At 73.2% G+C, this 24,357-nt stretch carries 25 protein-coding genes; 9 read left to right on the top strand and 16 right to left on the bottom strand.

All coding sequences use genetic code 11. The features are described from left to right. Positions 1-36: 36 nt before the first annotated feature. Positions 37-288, top strand: coding sequence for a mycoredoxin (locus E0W78_RS09235; protein ID WP_019145061.1), 252 nt, complete (start codon positions 37-39; stop codon positions 286-288). An 85-nt stretch (positions 289-373) separates the two neighbouring features. On the opposite strand, the gene nudC is transcribed toward E0W78_RS09235, so the two are convergent. The 5 genes from nudC to moeZ form a co-directional block, all read right to left on the bottom strand. Further along, entirely contained in the window at positions 374-1,255 is an 882-nt protein-coding gene (nudC, locus tag E0W78_RS09230; RefSeq protein WP_242686293.1) for an NAD(+) diphosphatase, read from the bottom strand. A gap of 20 nt (positions 1,256-1,275) precedes the next feature. Then, positions 1,276-4,437 carry an ATP-dependent DNA helicase gene (locus E0W78_RS09225; protein WP_242686292.1) on the bottom strand — a complete coding sequence of 1,054 codons (3,162 nt, stop codon included), beginning with the start codon at positions 4,435-4,437 and terminating at the stop codon, positions 1,276-1,278. Further along, positions 4,434-7,664, bottom strand: coding sequence for an ATP-dependent DNA helicase (locus E0W78_RS09220; protein WP_131403583.1), 3,231 nt, complete (start codon positions 7,662-7,664; stop codon positions 4,434-4,436). The genes E0W78_RS09225 and E0W78_RS09220 overlap by 4 nt, the downstream gene beginning before the upstream one ends. A gap of 126 nt (positions 7,665-7,790) precedes the next feature. Next, positions 7,791-8,093 carry an MGMT family protein gene (locus E0W78_RS09215; protein ID WP_131403581.1) on the bottom strand — a complete coding sequence of 101 codons (303 nt, stop codon included), beginning with the start codon at positions 8,091-8,093 and terminating at the stop codon, positions 7,791-7,793. Between the two features lie 58 nt (positions 8,094-8,151). Next, a complete protein-coding gene (gene moeZ, locus E0W78_RS09210) occupies positions 8,152-9,309 on the bottom strand; it encodes an adenylyltransferase/sulfurtransferase MoeZ (RefSeq protein ID WP_347559437.1) in 1,158 nt (385 codons plus the stop codon). Positions 9,310-9,443: 134 nt separating this feature from the next. On the opposite strand from moeZ, the gene E0W78_RS09205 reads away from it, so the two are divergent. The 3 genes from E0W78_RS09205 to E0W78_RS09195 all read left to right on the top strand — a co-directional run bounded on the left by E0W78_RS09205 (position 9,444) and on the right by E0W78_RS09195 (position 11,323). Beyond that, on the top strand, positions 9,444-10,376 hold the full coding sequence (locus E0W78_RS09205; RefSeq protein ID WP_131403579.1) for an LLM class F420-dependent oxidoreductase: 933 nt from the start codon (positions 9,444-9,446) through the stop codon (positions 10,374-10,376). 63 nt (positions 10,377-10,439) lie between these two features. Next, positions 10,440-11,084: a TetR/AcrR family transcriptional regulator gene (locus E0W78_RS09200; protein ID WP_242686291.1), complete on the top strand. Its 645-nt coding sequence runs from the start codon at positions 10,440-10,442 to the stop codon at positions 11,082-11,084. After that, positions 11,081-11,323, top strand: coding sequence for a DUF3107 domain-containing protein (locus E0W78_RS09195; protein ID WP_019145053.1), 243 nt, complete (start codon positions 11,081-11,083; stop codon positions 11,321-11,323). The genes E0W78_RS09200 and E0W78_RS09195 overlap by 4 nt, the downstream gene beginning before the upstream one ends. Positions 11,324-11,412: 89 nt before the next feature. Here the strand turns inward: E0W78_RS09195 and E0W78_RS09190 are convergent, their stop codons facing one another. Next, positions 11,413-12,120, bottom strand: a complete 708-nt coding sequence (locus E0W78_RS09190) for a ferritin-like fold-containing protein (RefSeq protein WP_131403577.1) — start codon at positions 12,118-12,120, stop codon at positions 11,413-11,415. Positions 12,121-12,348: 228 nt separating this feature from the next. Between E0W78_RS09190 and E0W78_RS09180 the strand changes: the two genes are divergently transcribed. Next, positions 12,349-13,758: a DEAD/DEAH box helicase gene (locus tag E0W78_RS09180; protein ID WP_131403574.1), complete on the top strand. Its 1,410-nt coding sequence runs from the start codon at positions 12,349-12,351 to the stop codon at positions 13,756-13,758. A 57-nt stretch (positions 13,759-13,815) separates the two neighbouring features. Here E0W78_RS09180 and E0W78_RS09175 read toward each other — a convergent pair whose 3' ends face one another. Beyond that, complete coding sequence (locus E0W78_RS09175; RefSeq protein ID WP_131403573.1) at positions 13,816-14,592, bottom strand: ParA family protein; 777 nt, start codon at positions 14,590-14,592, stop codon at positions 13,816-13,818. 62 nt (positions 14,593-14,654) lie between these two features. Here E0W78_RS09175 and E0W78_RS09170 point away from each other — a divergent pair, with 62 nt between their 5' ends. From E0W78_RS09170 to E0W78_RS09155, 4 genes are all read left to right on the top strand, one after another. Continuing rightward, positions 14,655-15,410 carry an SDR family NAD(P)-dependent oxidoreductase gene (locus E0W78_RS09170; RefSeq protein WP_131403571.1) on the top strand — a complete coding sequence of 252 codons (756 nt, stop codon included), beginning with the start codon at positions 14,655-14,657 and terminating at the stop codon, positions 15,408-15,410. After that, positions 15,407-16,246: an alpha/beta hydrolase gene (locus tag E0W78_RS09165; RefSeq protein ID WP_131403569.1), complete on the top strand. Its 840-nt coding sequence runs from the start codon at positions 15,407-15,409 to the stop codon at positions 16,244-16,246. The genes E0W78_RS09170 and E0W78_RS09165 overlap by 4 nt, the downstream gene beginning before the upstream one ends. Positions 16,247-16,388: 142 nt before the next feature. Next, positions 16,389-17,000 (top strand): sulfite oxidase-like oxidoreductase, encoded by a 612-nt coding sequence (locus E0W78_RS09160; protein WP_131403568.1) that lies wholly within the window; start codon positions 16,389-16,391, stop codon positions 16,998-17,000. Then, complete coding sequence (locus E0W78_RS09155; RefSeq protein WP_242686290.1) at positions 16,997-17,695, top strand: FAD-binding oxidoreductase; 699 nt, start codon at positions 16,997-16,999, stop codon at positions 17,693-17,695. Before E0W78_RS09160 ends, E0W78_RS09155 begins: the two co-directional genes overlap by 4 nt. Here the strand turns inward: E0W78_RS09155 and E0W78_RS09150 are convergent. The 9 genes from E0W78_RS09150 to E0W78_RS09110 form a co-directional block, all read right to left on the bottom strand. After that, complete coding sequence (locus tag E0W78_RS09150) at positions 17,685-18,095, bottom strand: hypothetical protein (RefSeq protein WP_131403566.1); 411 nt, start codon at positions 18,093-18,095, stop codon at positions 17,685-17,687. The two genes, E0W78_RS09155 and E0W78_RS09150, sit on opposite strands and share 11 nt — an antisense overlap. 58 nt (positions 18,096-18,153) lie before the next feature. Further along, on the bottom strand, positions 18,154-18,489 hold the full coding sequence (locus E0W78_RS09145; RefSeq protein ID WP_131403565.1) for a TfoX/Sxy family protein: 336 nt from the start codon (positions 18,487-18,489) through the stop codon (positions 18,154-18,156). A gap of 35 nt (positions 18,490-18,524) precedes the next feature. Next, on the bottom strand, positions 18,525-18,974 hold the full coding sequence (locus E0W78_RS09140) for a DUF4442 domain-containing protein (RefSeq protein ID WP_242686289.1): 450 nt from the start codon (positions 18,972-18,974) through the stop codon (positions 18,525-18,527). Next, positions 18,971-19,804: a PHP domain-containing protein gene (locus E0W78_RS09135; protein ID WP_131403563.1), complete on the bottom strand. Its 834-nt coding sequence runs from the start codon at positions 19,802-19,804 to the stop codon at positions 18,971-18,973. Before E0W78_RS09135 ends, E0W78_RS09140 begins: the two co-directional genes overlap by 4 nt. Before the next feature lie 5 nt (positions 19,805-19,809). After that, positions 19,810-20,403, bottom strand: coding sequence for a histidine phosphatase family protein (locus E0W78_RS09130; protein ID WP_207392698.1), 594 nt, complete (start codon positions 20,401-20,403; stop codon positions 19,810-19,812). Next, positions 20,400-21,434, bottom strand: a complete 1,035-nt coding sequence (locus E0W78_RS09125) for a MaoC family dehydratase (protein ID WP_131403560.1) — start codon at positions 21,432-21,434, stop codon at positions 20,400-20,402. The genes E0W78_RS09130 and E0W78_RS09125 overlap by 4 nt, the downstream gene beginning before the upstream one ends. 84 nt (positions 21,435-21,518) lie before the next feature. After that, positions 21,519-21,998, bottom strand: a complete 480-nt coding sequence (locus E0W78_RS09120) for a general stress protein (protein ID WP_131403559.1) — start codon at positions 21,996-21,998, stop codon at positions 21,519-21,521. 73 nt (positions 21,999-22,071) lie between these two features. After that, positions 22,072-23,262, bottom strand: coding sequence for an acyl-CoA dehydrogenase family protein (locus E0W78_RS09115; protein ID WP_131403557.1), 1,191 nt, complete (start codon positions 23,260-23,262; stop codon positions 22,072-22,074). Between the two features lie 81 nt (positions 23,263-23,343). After that, entirely contained in the window at positions 23,344-24,222 is an 879-nt protein-coding gene (locus E0W78_RS09110; RefSeq protein WP_207392697.1) for a DMT family transporter, read from the bottom strand. Between the last annotated feature and the right edge of the window lie 135 nt (positions 24,223-24,357).

Genomic DNA, 24,357 nt, shown 5'->3' with positions numbered 1-24,357 from the left:
GACCACGACCCACCCTAGACGGCTCAGGAGACAGACATGTCGGCCCAGTTCACCCTCTACTCGACTCCCTGGTGCGGCTACTGCCACCGGCTGAAGAACCAGCTCGAGCGCGAGGGCATCGTCGAGTTCGTCGAGGTCGACATCGAGCAGCAGCCCGAGGCGGCCAAGCTCGTCGAGCAGGCCAACAACGGCAACCAGACCGTCCCCACGCTCGTCTTCTCCGACGGCAGCGCGCTGACCAACCCGTCGGTCGCCCAGGTCAAGGCCCAGCTCGCCTCGCTGAGCTGACCGCGTCCGCGCTGAGTGTGACGTTTCGGGGCTGTTCAGGCCCTTTTCACCCCCGAAACGTCACACTCAGCGCGACGGTGACCCCCTACCAGGAGCCGGGGATCGGTCCGCCGTACCAGGACTCGATGAGCCAGCGCGAGATCGAGACGTGCGGCGGCGGCAGCACCAGCTCGCCGGACTCGCCCCAGCGCGCCAGCTCCTCGCGGGTCACCCAGGTCGCCTGCGCGATCTCGTCGTGGTCGACCTGGATGTCGGTCGTCGTCGCCCGGCCGAAGAAGCCGACCATGAGGCTGGCCGGGAACGGCCACGGCTGGCTGGCGCCGTAGCGCACCTCGCCCACCTCGACGCCGACCTCCTCGCTCACCTCGCGGCGCACCGCGTCCTCGAGCGCCTCCCCGGGCTCGACGAAGCCGGCCAGGGTCGAGAAGCGTCCCTCGGGCCAGGACGGGTTGCGGGCCAGCAGCGCGCGGTCGTCCGCGTCGGTGATCAGCATGATGACGGCGGGGTCGGTGCGCGGGAAGTGGTCCTTGCCGCACTCGGGGCAGTGCCGCACGTGGCCGCCCTGGCGGATCTCGGTGCGTCCGCCGCAGCGTGGGCAGAACGGCGTGGACGCCAGCCAGCGCGACATCGCGACGGCGTGGATGGCCAGCGACAGCTCGTCGGGGTCGAGCAGGGGCGCCAGGGTGCGCACGCTCACCGGCTGCAGCTCGTCGGGCACCCGCTCGACCACCACGGCGGCGTAGGTGCGGCCGTGCTGCTCGCCGAGCAGCAGCCACTCCCCCTCGGGTGCCTCGTCGCGGGCCGTCCAACGCACCGCGGGACCGTCGACGGTGGCGACGTGCTCGCCGCCGAGCACCATGACCTGCAGCCCCTCGTCGTCACGCCACTCCTCGAGCCGCCGGCGGTTGCCGGTGCGGTCGTGCCGGGCTCGGTGGAACGCGAACGGGGCCTGCTCGGTGTCGGTCACCCCGCCACGCTAGCCGCAGGTCAGTCGGTCCACCCGAGGAGGCGCTCGAGCTCGTCACGGCCCGGCAGCGACGCCGGCCGGTCGGTGGTGCCGAGCCGGACGTAGACGAACGCGGCGCTCACCCGGCTCGGGTCGACGCCCTGCAGCTCGGCCCACGCCAGCCGGTAGATGGCCAGCTGCAGCGGGTCGGCGGTCTGGGCGGCGTTGGTCTTCCAGTCGACGACCTCGAACCCGGGACCGCCGTCGTCCAGCGTCGTCTCGTAGACGGCGTCGATGCGCCCGATGACCTGCTGGCCGCCCAGGACGATCGAGAACGGCGCCTCGATCGCGTACGGGCGTCGCTCGCCGTACGGACCGTCGGCGAACGCCTTCATGAGCGCCTCGAGGTCGGCGTCGTCGACGATGTCCTCCTGCGCCTGGCCGGGCAGGTCCTCGGGGTCGAGCAGCGCCTGCTGGTCGAACCGCGCCTCGACCCACGCGTGGAAGCGCGTGCCGTAGCGCGCGGCGGACGAGGGCCGCCGCGGCATCGGGCGCGCGAGGGCGGCGGCGTACCGCTGCGGGTCGGAGTGGAGGGCCATGGTGGCGGTGGCCGACAGCGTCTCGGGCAGCTCGACCACGTTGCGTCCGGCCTCGACCTGCTCGGCCTCGGCCAGCAGCAGGGCGATCTCGTCGGCCAGCTCGGCCACGCGTCCGTCGACCTCGACCGGCTCGGCGTCGTCGCCGGCCGCGAGCCGCTCGCGCACCGCGTCGGCCAGCACCCGGCGGCGCTCCAGGCGCGGACCGGGAGCCGGCCAGGCGAGCCCGACGCGCTCGTCCAGGTGCGGGTTCGGCGCGTCGTCCTCGGGCTTCGCGGCCCAGACCGACGGCTCGCCGCCGTTGGCCACGACCCAGTCGCGGGTGGCCTCCAGGAACGGCGACGGACCGCGCGGCTTGGCCTGCGTGCGTCCCCACCAGTGCCCGCTGACGTGCAGCTCCTGCTTGGCCCGGGTGAACGCGACGTAGGCCAGGCGCCGCTCCTCCATGAGCGAGTCCTCCTTGACCGCGGCCTTGAACTCGCGCTCGGCCGTGGGCGTCCAGTCGTCGATGTCGGGCACCGACGCGTGGTCGCCGCGCAGCTCGGCGGGCAGCGTCTTGGCCGATCCGATCCAGCGTTCGCGACCCTTGCCGGACGGGAACACGGAGGCCGACATCATCGGGACGAAGACGACGTCCCACTCCAGGCCCTTGGCCTTGTGGGCGGTGAGCAGCTTGACCGACTCGGCCTCCGACGGCGTGGAGACCTCCATGCCGTCGTTGTACTCGTCCTCGGCGCGCAGGTAGGCCAGCAGGCCGGTGAGCGAGGCGAACCGGTCGGTCTCGGCGTAGGCGGCGATCGCGTCCATGAGCAGGGCGACGTTGTCCATCGCCGCCGGGTGGTCGCCGGACTCGAGCTCGAGGTCGAGGTCGAGCGCCACCATCGCGCGGCGGGCCAGGTCGACGAGCGGCTCGCCGACGTGCTTGCGCAGGTAGGTCAGCAGGCTCGACAGGTCACGGAAGCGCTCGAGCGCCTCGGGCGAGTACCCGAGGTCGCCCGGGTCGTCGACGGCGTCCGCGAGCGAGACGACCTCGGTGGGGTCGGAGCCCTCGACCGCGCGGGCCAGCTCGTCCTCGAGCGTCGCGGCGTCGCCCGGCCGGCCGGCGCCGCGGGTGAGCATGGCCGCCCGGCGGCCGAGCAGCGCCAGGTCGCGTGGGCCGACCGCCCAGCGCGGACCGTCGAGCAGGCGCATGGTCGCCGGGTTGGCGGTGACGTCCTCGAGCACCTCGAGCACCGAGAGCAGGTCGGCCACCTCGGGCTGGCTGAGCAGGCCGGTGAGGCCGACGATCTCGAACGGGACGCCGGCCCGGCGCAGGGCGGCGACGATGGCCTCGTTCTCGGCGCCGACGCGCACCAGCACGGCGATCTCGCGCAGCGCCGTGCCCGCCTCGTGGGCCTGCTGGACACCCTCGACCACGGCGGCGACCTCGTCGGCGACGGTCTCGTGCAGCGCCACGGTGATGCGGCCGGCGTCCGAGCGGGCCGACCGCAGCGGGGTGACCTCGCCGGTGGTCGCGTAGAACGGCTGCACGACGCTGTTGGCCAGGTCGATGACCCCGGTCGGGCAGCGCCGGGTCTCGGACAGCGACAGCCGCGCCCCCGGGCGTCCGGGCACCGGGAAGTCGTCGAGGAACTCCAGCAGGTTGTTGGCCGCCGCGCCGCGCCAGCCGTAGATGCCCTGGGCCGGGTCGCCGACGGCGGTGACGCACAGGCCGGCGAACAGGCCCTTGAGCAGGTCGCGCTGGGCGACCGACGTGTCCTGGTACTCGTCGAGCAGGACGACGTCGAACCGGTCGCGCAGCGCCGCGGCGACGTGCTCGTCCTGGGCGAGCGCTGCCCCGAAGTACATCTGGTCGGAGAAGTCCATGACGCCGTCGACCCGCTTGAGCTCGCGGTACTGGTCGACCAGCTCGGTCAGCTCGGCGCGTTTGCGGGCGGTCTCGGCCGCGTTGCGCAGCACCGCCGGCTTGTTGCCCTGCGCCTCGGCCAGCGCGACGAGCCCGCGGGCGTGCTCGCGGACCGCCTCGGGGCTGGTGAGGTGCTCGGCGATCTGCCCGTCGAGGGCCAGCAGCTCGCCCACCAGCGTGGGCAGGTGGGTGCCGACGTGCTGCAGCGGGCGCTCGAAGGTGCGCACCGCCATGGCCGCCCGCTGGAACCGCGAGGCGTCCGACACGACCCGCAGGTCGGGCTCGACGCCCAGGTTGAGCCCGTGCTCGGCGATGAGCGTGCCGGCGAACGCGTGGTAGGTCGCGGTGGTGGGCTCGCCGTCGCCGATGGCCTGCCGCTCCCCCAGCGCCTGCAGCGAGCGGCGGATGCGCAGCCCGAGCTCGGCCGCCGCCTTGTTGGTGAACGTGAGGCCGAGGATGCGCTCGGGCGCCACCCCGTGGTGGCCGACCAGCCACACGACGCGCGCGGCCATGACCGTCGTCTTGCCCGAGCCTGCGCCGGCGATGATGACGCTGGCGGTGTCGAGCGGGGCAGTGATCGCCGCACGCTGCTCGTCGGAGAAGCGGAACCCCTCGATGCCGCTCATCTCGCCGAACAGCCGGTCGAGGTCGTCCAGGTCGTGCAGGACGGTCACGCGCTCGCTCGTGCTGCGCTCGCTCACTCGCCACCTCCGAGGATCGTCTGGCCGGCGTCCTTGGTCGGGCACACACGGTGGAAGGCGCAGTAGCCGCACGCCTTGTCCGAGGGCGTGGCCTCCCAGGTCTCGTCGCCGATGGTGCGCACCGCGTGGGCGAGCTGCTCGACGGCGAAGAACGGCTCGTCGGGCCGGGGCGCGTCCTGCGGCTGCACCTTCGGGTAGCCGGGCACCTTGGTCTCGTCGTTGCGCAGCTGGACGAGCTCGGCACCGGCCGGCGGGGCGCCGGGAGCGAGCTCCTCGGTGGCGCCGTGCTCGACGGCCAGCTGGTAGAAGCCCAGCTGCGCGTGCTCGCCGACCTCGCGGGCGCTGGGCGCGTTCTTGGACGTCTTGAGGTCGATGACGTGCACGCCGCCGGCGTCGTCGAGCTCGACCCGGTCCATGGAGCCGCGCAGGACGACCTCGCGGCCCTCGACGGTGAGCGTGACCTCGAAGGGGTGCTCGACGGCGAGCGGCGTGCGGCCGTGCTCGCGGTGCCAGCGCACGAAGCGGCCGATCGCCTCGACCGCGGCCTCGCGCTCGCGTGCCTCGATCCAGGGGGCGTTGAACTCCAGCTGGTGCCAGACGCCGTCGAGCTCGGCGGCCAGCGACGCGGCGTCGTCGTCGCGGTCGCGCCGCACGACGTCGGCGGCCAGCGCGTGGACCAGCGAGCCGAAGCCCTGCGCCGAGGACGTGCCCGCGCCGGCCTTGGCCTCGTGCTCGAGGAACCAGCGCAGCGAGCACTCGGTGAGCGTGCTGACCGAGCTGCCGGACAGCCGGATCGGCCGCTCGGGGTCGTGCACCGGACGTCCGGTGTCGGTGCGCTCGCGCAGGCCCCACCAGCGCTCGGGGTTCGCACCGCGCGCGGACGGGTGGGCCGCCAGCCGAGCGAGCTGGTCGGCCACCTGGGCGCGCACATGGTCGTCGTCGGTGGTCTCGCCCAGGCGGCGCAGCTCGGCGACGACGCCCCGCAGCGACAGTGCGCGGCGCGGACGCGGCCGGGGCACGAGGTCGAGCGCCGCCGGACGCGCGTGGGCACCGGCGGACGCGGCCACGTGCTCGGCCAGCTCGGTGACGAAGCGGGACGGCTGGTCGCCGTCCTCGTGTCCGCTCTGCGTCGCGGTGACGACGAGGTGCCGGCGCGCGCGGCTGCAGGCGACGTAGAACAGCCGGCGCTCCTCGGCCAGCCGGGCGCGGGCGCTCGGCGGCTCGACCAGGCCCTCGGCGCCGAGCCGCTCGGACTGCAGGAAGCTGCCACGGAAGCGCAGGTCGGGCCACACGCCGTCCTGGACGCCCGCGACGACGACGTACGCCCACTCCAGGCCCTTCGAGCGGTGGGCGGTCATGAGCCGCACCGCGCCCGAGTCACGGCCCGGACGCGCGCCGGCGCCGGCCGGGATCTGCTGGTCCTTGATGCGGCTGACGATCTCGCCGAGCGAGTCCTTGGCGAACTCCTCCTGGGCGCGGGCCGCCTCGTCGAACAGCGCGACGAGCGCGTCGAGGTCGCGGTGCGCGCGGGCGGCACCCTCGCCGCCCGCCTCAGCCTCGTCACGCAGCCGGCGCGGCCAGTCGGTGCCGTCCCACAGCGTCCAGAGCACCTGCTCGGCCGGCTCGCCGGACTCGATCTGCGCGGCGGCGCGCTGCAGCAGGCGGGCGACCCGCTCGACGGCGGCCGCGGCCTGGCCGGTCGGGGTGTGCGGCGCGTCGAGGGCCAGCCCGGCGGGGGCGTGCAGCAGCTCGGCGACCAGGACGCGCGCGGGTCGCAGCTCGCGTCCCTCGGCCGCCTCGCGCTGGCGCAGCGCCCGACCCAGCCGGCGCAGGGCCGGGTCGTCGAGCCCGCCGAGCGGGCTGGTGAGCACGGCCTCGGCGTCGTCGGCCGACAGCGGTCGTCCGCCGGCGACCTCGACCGCGAGGTCGAGCGCGCCGAGCAGCGTGCGCACCGACGGCTCCTGGTACAGCGGCAGCTCGTCGCCAGCCACGTCGACCGGGACGCCCGCGGTGGTGAGCGCCCGCCGGAGCCGGGCGATGTCGCGGCTGGTGCGCACGAGCACGGCCATGTCGCGCCACGGCACCTCGGCCTTCAGGTGGGCCTCGCGCAGGCGCAGCGCGATGTGCTCGGCCTCGGCCGCGGGCGTCGTGTAGGTCTCGACCTCGACCACGCCGGGGTCGTCGACCCGCGACACCTGGTCGCGCAGGGCGGCGTAGTCGCGTCCGTCGACCGGGCCCAGGGCGCCCCGGCTGTCGACGACCGACCGGACCGCGGCGGCGATGGCCGCGCCGTAGCGGTTCGTGTGCCGCAGGACGATCGTCGGCGCGGGGCCGGCCGGCGTGGCCAGCTGCTCGGGGAAGTCGAGGATGCCCTGCACGTCGGCGCCGCGGAAGCCGTAGATGGACTGGTACGGGTCGCCGACGACCACCAGGTCGCGACCGTCGCCGGCCAGCTCGCGCAGCAGCGCGACCTGGAGCGGGTCGGTGTCCTGGTACTCGTCGACGACGACCAGCCGGTGCCGGCGGCGGGCCTGCTCGCGCACCCGCGGGTCGCGCAGCAGCTGCACGGCCTGGTGGACGATGCCGCCGTAGTCGGTGGTGTTGCGCAGCGCGGAGACGTCGGCGTACTCGCGCATGAGGTGCGCCGCGGCGTACCAGTCGTCGCGTCCGGCCGCCCGGGCCACGTCGGCCAGCTGCTCGGGGTCCATGTCGAGCGTCTGGGTGGCCGCCATGAGCCGGTGCAGCTCGCTGGCGAACCCGCGCGTGCGCAGGGCCGGACGCAGCCGCGCCGGCCAGCGCTCGGCGGCGCCGCCGGTGACCAGGTCGCGCAGCATCGTGTCCTGCTCGGGCGCGCTGAGCAGGCGCATGGGCGAGACGAAGTCGTCGGCCCCCTGGTGCGCGCGGACGAAGGCGTAGCAGAACGAGTGGAAGGTCATCGCCGGCGTCGTCGACACCGTGCGCGAGAGCCGGCGGGCGATGCGGCCGCGGATCTCCTCGGCGGCCTGGCGGCTGAACGTCAGCACCAGCACCTCGTCGGGCGTCAGCTCGCCCCTCTCGACCCGGTCGACGACCAGCTCGACCAGGGTCGTCGTCTTGCCCGCACCCGGACCGGCGAGCACGCGCAGCGGCCCGCCCCGGTGCTCGACCACGGCCCGCTGCTGCTCGTCGAGCACGGGCACGCGCACCGGCTCGGCGGCGCGGCGGCACAGGACGTACGACTCGGGCATGCCCCTATCCCAGCAGACCGCACCGACACCCGGGCCGGAACCCGCCCCTCGTCGCTGGGAGTGACGTTCTGCACGCGACACGCCGCGCCGGGCGTGCAGAACGTCACTCCCAGCGAGGACGGAGGATCAGGGCTCGGGTGACCACGCGGCGGTGCGCATGTCGACCCGGCGCAGGTCCGGGCGCATGGGGGTGTCGTCGGCCAGCAGCAGCCGCGCGGCCTCGCCGTCGTGGCAGTCCGCGGGCGTGCCGTCGGCGCGCACGACCCGCCACCACGGCACCGACGCGCCGGTCGTCGACATCACGCGTCCGACGTAGCGCGGCCCGTAGCCGTCCTGCAGCGCCTCGGCGATCGCGCCGTAGCTCATCACGCGTCCGGCGGGGATGCGCTCGACCAGCGCCAGCACCCGCTCCACGAACCGCTCGTCCACGCCGCGAGCATGCCAGAGGGCGGCCTCCCCACGGGGAGACCGCCCTCGGGACGGACGCTCAGTAGCTGGGCTGCGAGGGGTCGACCTGGTTGACCCAGGCGACCACGCCGCCGCCGACGTGCACGGCGTCGGAGTAGCCGGCGCCCTTGAGCACGGCCAGGGCCTCGGCCGAGCGGACGCCGGACTTGCAGTGCAGGACGACCTGCTTGTCCTGCGGCAGCTGCTCGAACGCGCGGCCGCTGATGATCTCGTTCTTGGGGATGAGCACCGAGCCAGGGATCTTGTTGATCTCGTACTCGTTGGGCTCGCGGACGTCGACCAGGACGAAGTCGCGGGCACCGTCCTCGCGCTCCTTGAGCCAGCCGTCGAGCGTCGTGACCGAGATGGTCGAGTCGGCGGCGGCCTCGGCGGCCTCGTCGCTGATCGCGCCGCAGAACGCCTCGTAGTCGATGAGCTCGGTGGGCAGGACGCCGTTCGGGTCCTTGCGGATCTTGAGCGTCGTGTACCGCATCTCGAGCGCGTCGTAGACCATCAGACGGCCGATCAGCGGGTCGCCGATGCCGGTGATGAGCTTGATCGCCTCGGTGACCATGATCGAGCCGATCGAGGCGCACAGGACGCCCAGCACGCCACCCTCGGCGCACGAGGGCACCATGCCCGGCGGCGGGGCCTCCGGGTAGAGGTCGCGGTACTGCGGTCCGTGCTCGGCCCAGAACACCGACGCCTGGCCCTCGAAGCGGTAGATCGAGCCCCACACGTACGGCTTGCCCAGGATGACGGCGGCGTCGTTGACCATGTAGCGGGTCGCGAAGTTGTCGGTGCCGTCGAGGATCAGATCGTAGCCGGAGAAGATCTCCAGCACGTTGTCGTTGTCGAGCCGCTCGTTGTGCACGATGACGTTCACGTACGGGTTGACCTCGGCGACCGACTCCGCGGCGCTGACCGCCTTGGGCTTGTCGATGTCGCTCTGGCCGTGGATGACCTGGCGCTGCAGGTTCGACTCGTCCACGACGTCGTCGTCGACGATGCCGAGCGTGCCGACGCCGGCCGCGGCGAGGTAGAGCAGCGCGGGGCTGCCGAGGCCGCCGGCGCCGATGACCAGCACCTTGGCGTTCTTCAGCCGCTTCTGGCCGGTCATGCCGACGTCCGGGATGATCAGGTGACGGCTGTAACGACGGACCTCGTCGATCGTCAGCTCGTCGGCGGGTTCCACCAGGGGGGCGACCACGGCATCTCCTCGGGATCGGGTGCGGTGCTTGCCAGGCCCAACGCCCGGCTCCCGCCCATTCTTCCCGCGGCGCCCCGGCGGCTCGTCCGGCGTCCGGATGCTGGGCCTGGGAGACTCCGGGCATGGACCTGCGCATCTTCACCGAGCCCCAGCAGGGCGCCGACCACGAGGACCTGCTGGCCGTCGCCCAGGCCGCCGAGCGCCTGGGCTTCGATGCCTTCTTCCGCTCCGACCACTTCCTGACGATGGGCGGCGACGGCCTGCCCGGTCCGTCGGACGCCTGGATCACCCTGGCCGCGCTGGCCCGCGAGACGAGCACCATCCGGCTCGGCACGCTCATGACGTCCGCGACGTTCCGCCTGCCCGGGCCGCTGGCGATCGCCGTGGCCCAGGTCGACCGGATGAGCGGCGGACGCGTGGAGCTAGGCCTGGGCGCCGGCTGGTTCGCCGAGGAGCACACCGCCTACGGCATCCCGTTCCCCGAGACCAAGGAGCGCTTCGACCGGCTCGAGGAGCAGCTGGCGATCCTCACCGGCCTGTGGGGCACGCCCGAGGGCGAGACGTTCAGCCACGCGGGCGAGCACTACACGCTCATCCACTCCCCCGCGCTGCCCAAGCCGGCCCAGCGCCCCGGCCCGCCGGTGCTGATCGGCGGCCACGGCAAGCGCCGCACCCCGGCCCTGGCCGCCCGTTACGCCGCCGAGATCAACGTCCCGTTCGGGTCCCTGGAGGCCAACCGGGTCATGTTCGAGCGCACCGAGCGCGCCTGCGAGGAGATCGGCCGTGACCCGGGCGAGCTCGTCCGCTCCAGCGCCCTGGTGCTGTGCGTCGGCTCGGACGAGGCCGAGATCGCCCGTCGCGCCGCCGCGATCGGTCGCGAGGTCGGCGAGCTGCGCGAGAACGGCCTGGCCGGCACGCCCGAGGAGGTCGTCGAGAAGCTGCGGGCCTACGCCGAGCTGGGCAGCACCCGCGCGTACCTGCAGGTGCTCGACCTGGCCGACCTCGACCAACTCGAGCTCGTGGCCGCGGAGGTCGCGCCGCACGTCCGTGGCTGAGGCGTCGCCGCGACTCGCCGCCCGCGGACCGGACGCCCCGGGCCTGGCCGATAGGATCGCGTCGTGACTGAGACCACCTCGACCCGCCCGCGCTCGGGCCGGATGCCGCGCACGGAGCGGCGCGCCCAGCTGCTCGAGGTCGCGCTCGGGGTGTTCGTCGAGCAGGGCTACCACGCCGCGTCCATGGACGAGATCGCCGACCGCGCCGGCGTGAGCAAGCCCGTGCTCTACCAGCACTTCCCCGGCAAGCTCGAGCTGTACCTGGCGCTGCTGGAGACCTCGTGCGCCGAGGTCGTGCAGGGCGTGCGCATCGCGCTGGCGTCCACGACCGACAACCGCAAGCGCGTCCAGGCCACCATGGCGCTCTGGTACGACTACGTCGCCGACCAGGGCGCGGCCTTCCGGCTCGTGTTCGAGTCGGACCTGACCAACGACCCGGCCGTGCGCCGGCTCGTCGACGGCGTCATCGAGGACTCCGCGGCGGCCATCGCCGAGGTGATCCGCGAGGACACCGGCCTGCCCGGCGCCGCCGCTCACCAGCTGGCTGTCAGCCTGGTGGGCATGGGGCACGTGGGAGCCCGCACGTGGCTCGACACGCGCTCGGAGCTCAGCAAGGAGCAGGCCGTCGAGCTGGCCGCCGGTCTCGCCTGGCGAGGAATCGGCGGATTCCCGCGCGACCCCGAGAACTCAGACCGAGGAGAGGAATGACCGTGGAGGTCAAGATCGGCGTCCAGAACGCCGCCCGTGAGCTGTCCGTCGAGACCGAGGAGACCCCCGAGGCGCTGCTGAGCCTCCTGGAGACGGCGATCGCCGACTCCAAGGTGTTCTCGCTGACCGATCCCAAGGGCCACACCGTGGCCGTGCCGGCCGACAAGGTCGCCTACCTGTACTTCACGTCCGAGGCCGGACGCCCCAAGGTCGGCTTCGCCGCCGGCCTGAACGCCTAAGCCGCTGAACCGGGCCCCGGCCCGGTCACGACGCAGCACGAGCCTGCTGGGAGCACCGCTCCCGGCAGGCTCGCTGCGTCTGCGACGTCCTAGGCCGCGAGGCCAAGGCGCTCCATGCGCTTGGTGTGCGCCTCGGTGATGCGCGCGAACATGCGGCCGATCGCGGCCAGGTCCATGCCCGGCACGTCGACGCCGCCGACAAGCACCGCCGACAGCGCGTCCCGCTCGGCCACGACGGTCTGGGCCTGGCTGAGCGCCTCGCCCATGAGCCGGCGCGACCACAGCGCGAGGCGGCCGGCGATCTTCGGGTCCTGCTCGATGCCGGCGCGCACGGTGTCGACGACGAACTGCGAGTGCGCGGTGCCGCTGAGCGTCGCGACCACCAGGTCGCGGGTGGACGTCTCCAGGAACGCCGCCACCTCGCGGTAGAAGTCCGAGGCCAGGCCGTCGCCGACGTACGCCTTCAGCAGGCTCTCGTAGTAGTCCGACGGCTTCGTCTTGGCGTGGTAGCGCTGGAAGATCGCCTCGAACGGCTTCATCGACTCGTACGGGTCGACGCCCATCTCGACCAGGCGGTCGCGCAGCTGCTGGAAGTGGTCGAACTCGGCGGCGGCGAGCGCGGCGACCTCGACCCGGCTGCGCAGGTCCGGCGCCATGCCGCCGTCCAGGGCGAGCTGCTCGACGGCGCTGATCTCGCCGTAGGCCAGCAGGCTGAGCAGCTCGACGACCCCGCTGCGGTACGTCGGGTCGTCCAGCGCCGAGCCTCGTCCGGACGCGTCACGCTTGGAGAGAGCCATGGCCGCAGCCTACCGAGGCCGGTGCCCGCGGACGTGTCCGAGCGCACCCGTCCGGGGCGTCGAGGCCCGGTTTTCCGGCCTCCGCGCGTACCATGGCCTCAGACACATCCTGAACTCCTCAAGAATTCGAGTAGAGCCATCACCACGTTCCGAGACCTGGGCGTCCTGCCCGAGATCGCCGACGCGCTCGCCGAGAAGGGCATCGAGAAGCCCTTCCCCATCCAGGAGATGACCCTCTCGGTGGCCCTCATGGGCACCGACCTCATCGGCCAGGCCCGTACCGGCACCGGCAAGACCTTCGCCTTCGCGATCCCCGTCATCCAGCGCACCGTCGCCCCGCACGACCCCGACTTCGAGCAGCTCGCCGCCCCCGGCAAGCCGCAGGCGCTCATCATCACGCCCACGCGCGAGCTGACCATCCAGGTCTTCCGCGACGTCGAGACCGCCTCCGCCAAGCGCGGCACCCGCAACCTGGTCATCTACGGCGGCGTGCCGTACGAGCCGCAGCTCGAGGCCCTGGAGAAGGGCGTCGAGATCGTCGTCGGCACCCCCGGCCGCGTGCTCGACCTGGCCAACCGCGGTCACCTCGACCTGTCGCACGTGAAGTCGATCGTGCTGGACGAGGCCGACGAGATGCTCGACCTGGGCTTCCTGCCCGACGTCGAGTCGATCCTGGCCAAGACCCCCGAGCTGCGCCAGACGCTGCTGTTCTCGGCCACGATGCCGGGCGCGATCGTCTCGCTGGCCCGCAAGCACATGCGTCACCCGATGAACATCCGCGCGGAGTCGACCGAGGAGAACCAGACGGTCCCCGCGACGGCGCAGTTCGTCTACCAGGCGCACGAGATGGACAAGCCCGAGGTCGTCGCCCGCATCCTGCAGGCCGAGAACGTCGGCAAGGTCATCATCTTCACCCGCACGAAGCGCTCCGCCCAGCGCGTCGCCGACGACCTGGCCGAGCGCGGCTTCCCGTGCTCGCCGCTGCACGGCGACATGGCGCAGGGGGCTCGCGAGAAGGCGCTGACGAAGTTCCGCGACGGCGGAGTCGACATCCTCGTCGCGACCGACGTGGCCGCGCGCGGCATCGACGTCGCCGACGTCACGCACGTCATCAACTACACGTGCCCCGAGGACCACAAGACGTACGTGCACCGCATCGGCCGCACCGGCCGCGCGGGCGCCACGGGCATCGCGATCACCTTCGTCGACTGGGCCGACCTCCAGCGCTGGAAGCTGATCAACAAGGAGCTGGACCTGCCGTTCGACGAGCCGCAGGAGACCTACTCCACGTCCGAGCACCTGTTCCACGACCAGGGCATCCCGGCGGGCACCAAGGGCCGGCTCAAGCCGGCTCCCCCGCGGGAGCCGAAGCCCAAGACCGATGGCGACCGGGGCGGACGCTCCGGCGGTCGCGGCGGCAACGGTGGTCGTGACGGTGGCCGCGGCCGCTCCGGCGGCGGACGTCCGCAGGGCGAGCGCACCGACGCTCCCCGGACCGAGCGCGCCGAGGCCGGCGACCAGCCGGCCGGCGAGGGCACCAGCACGAGCGCACGACGTCGTCGTCGCCGCCGCACCCGCAGCGGTGCCGCGGTCGAGGGCGGCCAGCAGCCCTCCGGCGAGAGCACTCCCGCCGAGTAGCACCCCGCACGTGAGCGAGCCCCCGGACCACGCGGTCCGGGGGCTCGCTGCGTCAGGTCAGACGACGGCCGGCGCGGGCGTGCGGTCGACGAGCCGCGCGGCCACCGCCCGGTAGGCCTCGGCGCCCTTGTGCCGGGGCGAGGTGCCCAGCACCGAGCGGCCGATCGCCGGGGCCTCGGCGAACCGCACGGACTTCGGGATCGCCGGCTCCAGCACGTCCAGCCCGTAGGTCTCGCCGATCGTCTCCAGCACCGCGCGAGCGTGCCGCGTGCGTCCGTCGTAGGCGGTGGGCAGGACGCCGAGCACGCGCAGCCGGGGGTTCAGCAGCTGCTGGACGTCGTGGATGGTGTCGAGCAGCTGCCCGACGCCGCGGTGCGACAGCGTCTCGCACTGCAGCGGCACGATCACCTCGTCGGCGGCGGCCAGGGCCCCGACGGTCAGCACGCCGAGGGTCGGCGGGCAGTCGACGAGGATCCAGTCGTAGTCGGCCGCGACGGCGTCGAGCGCGACCGAGAGCCGGCGCTCGCGTCCCGTGCGTCCGACCAGCTGCTCCTCCGCGCGGGTCAGGGCGATGCTCGAGGGCAGCAGGTGGACGCCCTCGTCGGTGACGACCAGCGCCTCGGTGACCCGGTGGCGGCCGAGCATGACGTCGCCCGCGGTCAGCTCGACGTCCTCGGGGTCGATGCCCAGCGAGAACGTGAGGCCGCCCTGGGGGTCGAGATCGACCAGCAGCACCCGCAGCCCCCGCTCGACGAGCGCGATGCCCAGCGAGGCGACGGTCGTGGTCTTGCCGACGCCGCCCTTCTGGTTGGCCACGGCGAGCGTCGTCGTCATGGCCTCAGCATGCCACCGCCGGGTCCCGCCGCGGGGGTGTCTCGCCGTGGCATGCTGAGCGCATGCCCCGTGCCCTCGTCACCGGTCCCACGGCCGGCCTCGGCCGCGCGTACGCCCTCGAGCTGGCCCGTCGGGGCTACGACCTCGTGCTCGTCTCGCGCGACCAGGCCCGGCTGGACGCCCTCGCCGCCGAGATCCGCCGCGACCACCGCGTCGACGTGGACGTCCAGGCGGCCGACCTCGCCACGTCCGAGGGCATCGACCTCGCCGCCGGCCTGGTCCGCTCCAACGCCCGGCCCGTCGACCTGCTGGTCAACAACGCCGGCGCGTCGCTGGCCGGCTGGTTCGGCACCACCGACGTCGCCGACGAGGACCGCCAGCTCGACCTGCTCGTCCGTGCGCCGATGCACCTGAGCGACGCCGCGATCAAGGCGATGACCGGACGCGGCGGCGGCCAGATCCTCAACGTCTGCAGCGTCGCCGCCTGGACCCCGCGCGGCGCCTACTCCGCCCACAAGGCGTGGCTGCTCAACCTCACCCGCTGGATGAGCTGGCAGTACGCCGACGCCGGCCTGCAGGTCACCGCCGTGTGCCCCGGGTTCGTGCGCACCGAGTTCCACCAGCGCATGGGCGCGGACGTCAGCACGGTGCCGCGCTGGATGTGGCTCAAGGCGCCCCAGGTCGTCCGCGCGTCGCTGGACGACCTCGACAAGGGCAAGCCGGTCTCGGTGCCGTCGCTGCGCTACAAGGTGCTGGGCGCGCTGGCCCGGCACGCGCCGGCGCCGCTGGTGGCCCGCGCGGCGAGGCGGGGCCGATGAGCACGCCGCGCACGCTCCGCCTGCCCGAGCACGTCGTCCCGGTCACCCTGGCCACCGACCGCGGCACGTTCGCGGCGCTCGCCACCGAGCCCGAGGACGTCCCCCGCGCCCACGTCGTCCTGGTGCCCGGCTGGACCGGCAGCAAGGAGGACTTCGCGCCGCTGCTGCCGCTGCTGCGCGCCGCCGGGTACAGCGCCACGGCCTACGACCAGCGCGGCCAGCTCGAGACCACCGGCCTGCCCGAGGACGACTACACGCTGGCCGGGTTCGCCGAGGACGCCGTCGCGGTGGCCGCGTCGGCCGGCGCCGGCCCGGTCCACCTGCTCGGCCACTCCTTCGGCGGGCTCGTCGCCCAGACCGCGGCCGCGGCCCAGCCCGAGGCGTGGCGCTCGCTGTCGCTCCTGTGCACCGGCCCCGGCGCGCTCGGCGAGGACCCGCAGCGTCCGCTGTCGCACCTGGTCGAGGTGCTCGACCGCGACTCGCTCGAGGAGGTCTACGGCCAGCTGCAGGCCGCGCGCGGACGCGACGAGCAGCCCGCGGACGTCGAGGAGTTCACCCGGCGCAAGTTCGTCTCCAACGCGGTGGCCTCGCTGCGCGCCATGACCGTGCACCTGCTCGAGGCGCCCGACCTGGTCGAGGCGGCGCAGAAGTCCGGCCTGCCGGTGTTCGTGGCGCGCGGCGCCGACGACGACGCGTGGCCCTTCGACGTCCAGGACGAGATGGCCCGGCGCTACGGCACGCAGGTGCACGTCGTCCCCGACAGCGCCCACTCCCCCGCGATCGAGAACCCCGACGCGCTCGCCGCCGCCTGGCTCCCCTTCCTCGCCGACCACTGACCGTCCCTCACCCGAGCCCCGCTCCGCCGCGAACTGTGTCGAGTCGGACGGGGTCGGGCGTGATCGGACGTGCGGGACGTCACACATCGCGGCGGCGCGGGGCTGCGGTGAGCCGGACCCGGAGCGGTCCTAGGCTGGCCCCATGCCCGTGACCCGAGGCTTCATCGGACGGCGCCGCCCCGAGCGGCCCGACCGCCTGCCCCCCGGCCAGTACGACGCCGGCACCTCGTGGCCGACGCTCACCGCCGAGGTCACCCCGCACCTGGACCCCCAGGCCTGGACGATCGCCGTCGACGGCCTCGTCGAGCGCCCGACCACGTGGTCGTGGGACGAGGCGCACGCGCTGCCGCAGTCGACCTACCTCGGCGACATCCACTGCGTCACCACCTGGTCGCGCCTGGACATGACCTTCGCCGGCGTCAGCGTCGACACCCTGCTCGAGGCCGCCGGCCCGCTGCCCGAGGCCGCGTACGTCATGGCCCACTCGACCACCGGCTACACCACCAACCTGCCGCTCGAGGACGTCACCGGCGGCAAGGCGTGGGTGGCCTGGGAGGCCGACGGCAAGCCGCTCACGCCCGACCACGGCGGTCCCGCTCGCCTCGTCGTCCCGCACCTGTACTTCTGGAAGTCGGCCAAGTGGGTCACCCGGCTGGAGCTGATGGCCCGCGACCAGCCCGGCTTCTGGGAGCGCAACGGCTACCACGACCGCGGCGACCCGTGGCTCGAGCAGCGCTACCAGGGAGACCCGTGAGCACTCCGCCCACCGGCGGCTGGACGACCGGCCGCATCATCGAGAAGGACCAGCCCAGCGAGCGGCTGGTCCGGCTCCGTCTGCACGTCGAGGACCGCGTCGGGCACCTGCCCGGCCAGCACTACGTCGTGCGGCTGCGCGCGCCCGACGACTACACCGCCCAGCGCTCGTACTCGGTCGCGTCCGACCCGGACGACCCGTTGCTCGAGCTCGCGGTCGAGCTCATGCCCGGCGGCGAGGTGTCCGGCCACCTGCACGACGTGGCCGAGATCGGTGACGTCCTGGAGCTGCGCGGACCCATCGGCGGCTACTTCGTCTGGGAGGGCGAGCAGCGGGCCATCTGCGTCGGCGGCGGCACCGGCGTCGTCCCGTTCGTGTCGATGCAGCGGTACGCCCGCCGCACGGGGCAGGACGACCGGCTGAACGTCGTCGCCGTCGGACGCACCGGCAGCCAGCTGCCCTACTTCGCCGAGCTGCGCCGGTACGGCGCGTTCACCGCGCTCACCCGCGAGAACCTCGGCGACCGCGTGGCGTCCCCGCCGTACCCGGACGAGGTCGCGCCGCTCGTGGAGAAGGCGGAGGTCGCGTACGTGTGCGGCTCCCCCGGCTTCGCGACCTACGCGACGCGGCTGCTGCAGGAGTCCGGCATGCGCGCGGACGCGATCAAGGTCGAGCAGTTCGGCGTCACGGGCTGACGGTGGCGCGGCGCTTCTCGGCCCGAACCGTCAGGGCGATGGGGACGAGCGCGACCAGCGCCGCAAGCCCGGCGTAGGGGATGCCGAACGGTCCGAAGCCCAGCAGCCAGAGCAGCACCGTCGCCGCCAGCGTCACGCTCGCCGTTCCGATCGCGGTCCCGACCACGCTGTGCCCGCCGCGGGCCGCGTGCATCCACAGACCCAGGACGAGACCCGTCGGTGCGCTGACCACGATGCCGGCCACGGCGCCGACGACGCCGATCCATGCGACGGCCCCGAGACGCTCGAGCGGGCTGCCCGAGATGCCGCCGCCCGCGAGGATCAGGCCGCCGAGAAGCAGACCTCCCGCACCGCCGAGCGCCGCGCCCCAGCACAGCGCTCGAATCGTCATCCGCAGCATCAGACCGTCACGTCCCACGGGCACACCCTAGAGACGTCGGCGCGGGGCCGTGGCCGATCTACTTTTTCGGCGGGAGGCTGCGGGCGTGGTCGAGCCCGCGCGCGACCCACGCCTCGAGCTCGGCGTCGTCCTCGCAGCCGGCGGCGTCGACCCGCACCCACCCGCGCGTCGGCCGCCCGCTCATGACCATCGGCCCGGCGTGCGGCAGCACCGTCACCTCGTCGGTGTGCTCCGGCGGTACCCGCAGCATGAGCCCGCCCTGGCCGCTCACCGCCACCGCCATGTGCCCGTTCACCAGGAAGGCGAGCCCGCCGAACATCGCCTTCTCGGACGTGCCGGGCTCGAAGCAGACGAGCTGGCGCACCCTTTCGGCGAGCTGGAGGTCGTAGGCCATGCCTCCAGGGTGCACCCGGGCGGGGACAGCGGGGGTCAGCGCTTGCGGCGCACGTACAGCTGGCGGCGCAGCCGCGCGACGACCTCGCCGGACTCGTCGACCAGGACGTCCTCGAACCACGGCAGGTGCTTGTCGCCGTCCGCCGTCGCCTTGCGCATCGCCTCGACGTCGTCGGCGCCGAGCCGGAAGTGCCCGCGCACCGTGCCGCGTCCGGGCTTCACGAAGTCGATCGACGCCTGCTTGTCCCACACGACGTAGTCGGGGCCGAGCTGGCGCATCGCCATGAGCATGAGGAACGGGTCGCCCATCGCGAACAGCGAGCCGCCGAACGCGGTGCCGACGGCGTTGCGGGCCAGTCCGCGGACGCGCAGCCGGACGTCCACCGCGGTCCAGTCCGGCGCGATGCGCTCGATGCGGATGCCGGCGAAGCGGTAGGTCGGCCACAGGTTCATGACCAGCCGCTGCTGGTTCGCGCTGACGCTCACGCGAGCACGCCGGGCAGCAGGCGCTCGAGCTGCTCGGGGTCGGTCGTGTGGCAGCCCAGCGGGAAGCCGATCTTGCCCGTGCCGTGGTAGTCGCTCGACCCGGTGACAGCGAGGTCGAGGTCGGCGGCGAGGGCGCGCAGGCGGGCCCGCTGGTCCTCGTCGTGGTCGTTGTGGTCGACCTCGAGGCCGGCCAGGCCCAGGCCGGCGAGCTCGGCCACGGCGTCCGGGGTCATGACGCGGTCGGAGCCGCGCGACCACGGGTGGGCCACGACGGCGACGCCGCCGGCCTCGCGCACCAGACGGACGGCCTCGTGCAGCGGGGCCGCGTAGCGATCGACGTACGCCGGGCGGCCGGGCTTGAGCAGCGTGTCGAACGCCTCGTCGCGGTTGGCGACGACGCCCTTCTCGACCAGCGCGTCGGCGACGTGCGGACGTCCGGACGCGGCGGCGTTGCCCGACCAGCGGGCGACGTCCTCGGCGGTGACCTCGATGCCCAGCGCACCGAGCCGCTCCAGGATCAGCGGCAGCCGGTTGTCGCGCCCGTCCAGGACGCGCTGGAGCTCGGCCAGCAGCGGGCCGTGCGTGGGGTCGACCTCGTAGCCGAGCAGGTGGACGCTCTTGCCCTGCAGCTGGGTGGAGATCTCCAGGCCCTTCACGAGCCGGACGCCCACGCGGTCGGCGGCGGCCTGCGCCTCGTCCCACCCGACGGTCGCGTCGTGGTCGGTCAGCGCGACCACGTCGAGGCCGGCCCGCGCCGCGTTCTCGACCAGCTCGGTCGGTGAGTCCGTGCCGTCGGAGCGGTCCGAATGCGTGTGGAGGTCGATGCGCACGGGACTCAGGCTAGCGAGCCCGGGCGCGCCTGGTCCGGCGAGACGTTCCAGTGCCGGACGACGCGCTCGCCGCGGTCCTCCCCCAGCACCGAGATCGTGGCGGTGCTGAGGAAGAAGTGACGGCCCCGCTGCGGCGTGAGGCCGAGCCAGCGGGCAGCCAGCACGCGCAGCGCGTGGCTGTGCCCGAACACGAGCGTGCGCCCGCCCTCGGTCACGGCGCGCTCGACGACCCGGTCGAGCCGCGCGGCGACTTCGGCGGGCGTCTCGCCGTTCGGCGTGACGCCGTCCCAGACCGTCCAGCCCGGGTCGCGCTCGCGGATCTGCGGCGTCGTGATGCCCTCGTAGTCGCCGTAGGCCCACTCGACGAGGTCGTCGTCGACCTGCGCGTCGGGGAACCCGGCGAGCTCGGCCGTGCGACGCGCCCGCAGCCGCGGGCTGGTGTGCACGTGGTCGAAATCGACCAGGCCGAGCGCCGGACGCAGCGCCCCGGCGACCTCGACGCCCTCGTCGGTGAGGTCGAGGTCGGTCACGGACGTGTGCTTGCCGGTCGAGCTCCACTCGGTCTCGCCGTGGCGGACGAGCCAGATCTCGGCGCTCACCGCGGCACCAGCGCCCACAGGTCGAGGTCCAGCAGGACGCCCTCGGCGTACTTGCCGGAGTCGCCGCGCAGCGTCATCGACTCGTCACGCCCCTTGGTCGCCACCAGCCGCAGGCGCAGGGCGCCGACGCCCGGCGCGGACGTCTCGGCGGTGTCGAGCACCTCGGACCACGCGTGGATCGTGTCGCCGGCGTAGGCCGGGGCCGCGTGCGAGCCACCGTTGATCGCGGCCACGAGCTGGGCGTTGGCCAGCCCGTTGAACGACAGCGCGCGGGCCAGCGAGATGACGTGACCGCCGTAGACCAGGCGCCGGCCGTCGGGGCGGGCCTGGACGTCGAAGTGGACCTTGGCGGTGTTTTGCCACAGCCGGGTCGCCATCATGTGCTCGGCGTCGGTGAGCGTGACGCCGTCGACGTGGTCGATCTTCTCGCCGACCTCGTAGTCACCGAGCCGGTGCGGCTCACCCGCGGCGGCGACGTCGTAGCCGGAGAAGTCGAGACCCTCGGGCAGCACGAGGTCGGCCGGGTCGACGACCTTCGCGAGGTCGGGCACGACGGTCTCGGGCGCCGGGGCGTCCTGGTCGCGCTTGTGCACCATGACCCAGCGGACCCAGTCCAGCGCCACCTCGCCGCGCTGGTTCGTGGCCGTGGAGCGCACGTAGACGACGCCGGTGCGTCCGTTGCTGTTCTGCTTGAGGCCGATGACCTCCGAGCGGGTGCTGAGGGTGTCGCCGGGCACGACCGGGCGGTGGAAGCGGCACTCGGCGTAGCCCAGGTTCGCCACCGCGTTCAGCGACACGTCCGGGACGGTCTTGCCGAAGGCGACGTGGAAGGCGAGCAGCTCCTCGACCGGCGCGGGCGAGAGCCCCACGGACGCGGCGAACGGCGCCGACGACGGGATCGCGAACCGGGTCGGGTACAGCGCGCCGTACAGCGCCCGGTCGCCCTCGGTGATCGTGCGCGGCGTGGCGTGCTCGATCACCTGGCCGACGGTGAAGTCCTCGAAGAAGTTGCCCGGGTTCGTCTTGCCCATGGATGTCCTCACGCTCGCGGGTGTGCCCTCGTCATCCTGGCGCACGGACGTCCCGCGGTGCGTGTGGACCACCCCACACGCGGGTCAGAGATCGGTGGCGCGGTACCCGGGCAGCTGGCCGAGCAGCTGCTGGGCCTGCGGCAGGTGCTTGTGCTCGACCAGCACCTCGTAGCGCGAGGGACGGATCTGCTGCACCGAGCTGAAGTCGCGCCGACCGCGGGTGAACGCGTAGCCGATCGCCGCCCAGACCGCGCCGAACACGGCGCCGAAGGCGGCCGCGCTGGCCACGGTGCCCAGCCAGCTGCCGGGCTCGGCGAACAGACCGAGCAGCAGGCCGACGAACAGGCCCAGCCAGACGCCGGACGCGATGCCGGCCAGGATGACCCGGCCCCAGGTGAGCCGACCGGTGATGCGCTCGACCTGCTTCAGGTCGGTGCCGACGACCAGCACGTTCTCGACCGGGAAGTCGTGGTCGGCCAGGTGGTCGACGGCCTTCTGGGCGTCCGCGTAGTGCTCGAACGTGCCCAGCGACTGCGGGAACTGCAGGGAGAAGATCTCAGCCATGGCGCCACCGTAGACCCGGCGGACGACGACGGCCCGGCGGAGCGTGTGCTCCACCGGGCCGTCGGGACGGTCGTCAGGCCTTGTACTGCTTGAGCAGGTTGCGCCCGATGATCATCTTCTGGATGTCCGAGGTGCCCTCGCCGATGAGCATGAACGCGGCCTCGCGGTACAGCCGCTCGATCTCGTACTCCTTGGAGTAGCCGTAGCCGCCGTGGATCCGGAACGACGCCTCGACGACCTCGTTGCAGTACTCCGAGGCGAGCATCTTGGCCATGCCGGCCTCGACGTCCATGCGCTCGCCGGCGTCCTTGAGCCGCGCGGCCCGGACGACCATGGTGTGCGCGGCCTCGACCTTGGTGGCCATCTCGGCCAGGCGGAACAGGATGGCCTGGTGCTGGGCGATCGGCTTGCCGAACGTCTCGCGCTGCTGGGCGTACGCGATGCCGAGCTCGAAGGCGCGGTTGGCGATGCCGACGGCGCGGGCGCCGACGTTGACGCGGCCGACCTCGACGCCGTCCATCATCTGGTAGAAGCCCTTGCCGGGCTCGCCGCCGAGCACCTGGTCGGCACTGATCCGGTGCTTCTCCAGGATCATCTCGGTGGTGTCGATGCCCTTGTAGCCCATCTTGTCGATCTTGCCGGGCACCGTGACGCCCTGAGCCGTCTCGCCGAAGCCGGGCTCCTTCTCGACCAGGAACGTCGTCATGTTCCTGTAGACCGAGTCGGCGCCCTCGTCGGTCTTGCACAGCACCGCGACGAGGTTGGACGAGCCACCGTTGGTCAGCCACATCTTCTGGCCGGTGATCTCGTAGCCGTCGTCGGTCCTCGTCGCCTTGGTCGAGATCGCCGAGACGTCCGAGCCGAGCGACGGCTCGGACATCGAGAAGGCGCCGCGGACCTCGCCCGTGGCCATCTTGGGCAGGTACTTCTGCTTCTGCTCCTCGGTGCCGTGCTGCTTGAGCATGTAGGCCACGATGAAGTGCGTGTTGATGACGCCCGAGACGCTCATCCAGCCGCGCGCGATCTCCTCGACCACGAGGGCGTAGGTCAGCAGCGACTCGCCCAGTCCCCCGTACTCCTCGGGGATCATGAGGCCGAAGATGCCGAGCTCCTTGAGCCCCTCGACGATCTCGGTCGGGTACTCGTCCTTGTGCTCCAGCTCGGTCGCGACCGGGATGATCTCCTTGTCGACGAACTGTCGGACGGTCTTGAGGATCTCCTGCTGGATGTCGGTCAGTCCGTCGGTGCTCACAAGGCGTCCCACGAGGGCCTCCGCTGTCTGAGGGGTCGGTGCTCCGGCAGGTTACCGCCAGTTAACCGGCGCTGCCGTGCGGCTCAGGTCACATCACTCGGCGAGCGGCACCTCGGCCGGCTCGGGCCGGCGGGCCAGCGTGACCACGGCCAGGCCGGCGAGCATGAGCGCCAGCCCGACGTAGACGCCCCACGCCGGCGTCTGGCCCAGCAGCAGCGCGGCGAGCAGGGCGGCGCCGGGCACCTCGAGCAGGATGAACAGCGACACCACCGTGGGGCTCATGACCGCGAGCAGGTGGTTGAAGATCGAGTGGCCGCCGAGCTGGGCCACGACGGTCACGGCGGCGATGAGCAGCCAGTCCTCGGCGTCGAACCCGACGAGCGGGACGAGCCCGACGGCGCAGGCGACGGCCAGCGCGACGGCGCAGATGCCGTAGCAGACGAAGGTGTAGGCGGTGGTCGACAGCGAGCGGCGCACCGACTCCCCCGCCACGAGGTAGAGGGCGGCGAACATGCCGCCGAGCAGCGCGCAGAGGTCGCCGAGCAGCGCCTCGGGCGAGACGCTGAAGTCGACGCCCGACACCACGAGCACGCCGGCGATCGCGACCGCCGAGCCGAGCGCGACCGGACGTGCGACGGGCGTGCCCCGCAGCCGCTCGACCAGCACGACCCAGACCAGCTGCGTCGCGACGAGCGCCGTGGCCGCCGCGACGGACGTGAGGGTCAGCGCGGTGATCCAGGTGGCGAAGTGCAGCGCGAGCATGAGCCCGGCGAAGGCGGTCGTGCGCCACCCGCGGGCGTCCAGGGCACGCAGCTCGCCCCGGCTCCGGGTGAGCGCGAACGGTCCGAGGGCCGCGGTGGCCAGCGCCGTCCGCCAGAACGCGATGGCCATCGCCGGCGCGGCGGTGGCGGCCATGATCGGCCCGGACAGCGAGACCCCGACGACCCCGAGCATGGCGAGCAGCACGTTCACCGCCCCAGTGTGGGGCCGGACGGGCGGACGCCCGGCACGGGCCCGCCCGCGGACCTCTCATGTGACGCCCGACACGGTCGATGTCACCGTTCGACGGGCGACCGGCCCGTGACGGGTCTACCGTGACCCGGACGT

The sequence above is a fragment of the Aeromicrobium sp. IC_218 genome (assembly GCF_004336805.1).
Classification (GTDB): domain Bacteria; phylum Actinomycetota; class Actinomycetes; order Propionibacteriales; family Nocardioidaceae; genus Aeromicrobium.
The sequence above is the reverse complement of the archived record's forward strand: the minus strand, read 5'-3'. Positions and strand labels throughout refer to the sequence as shown.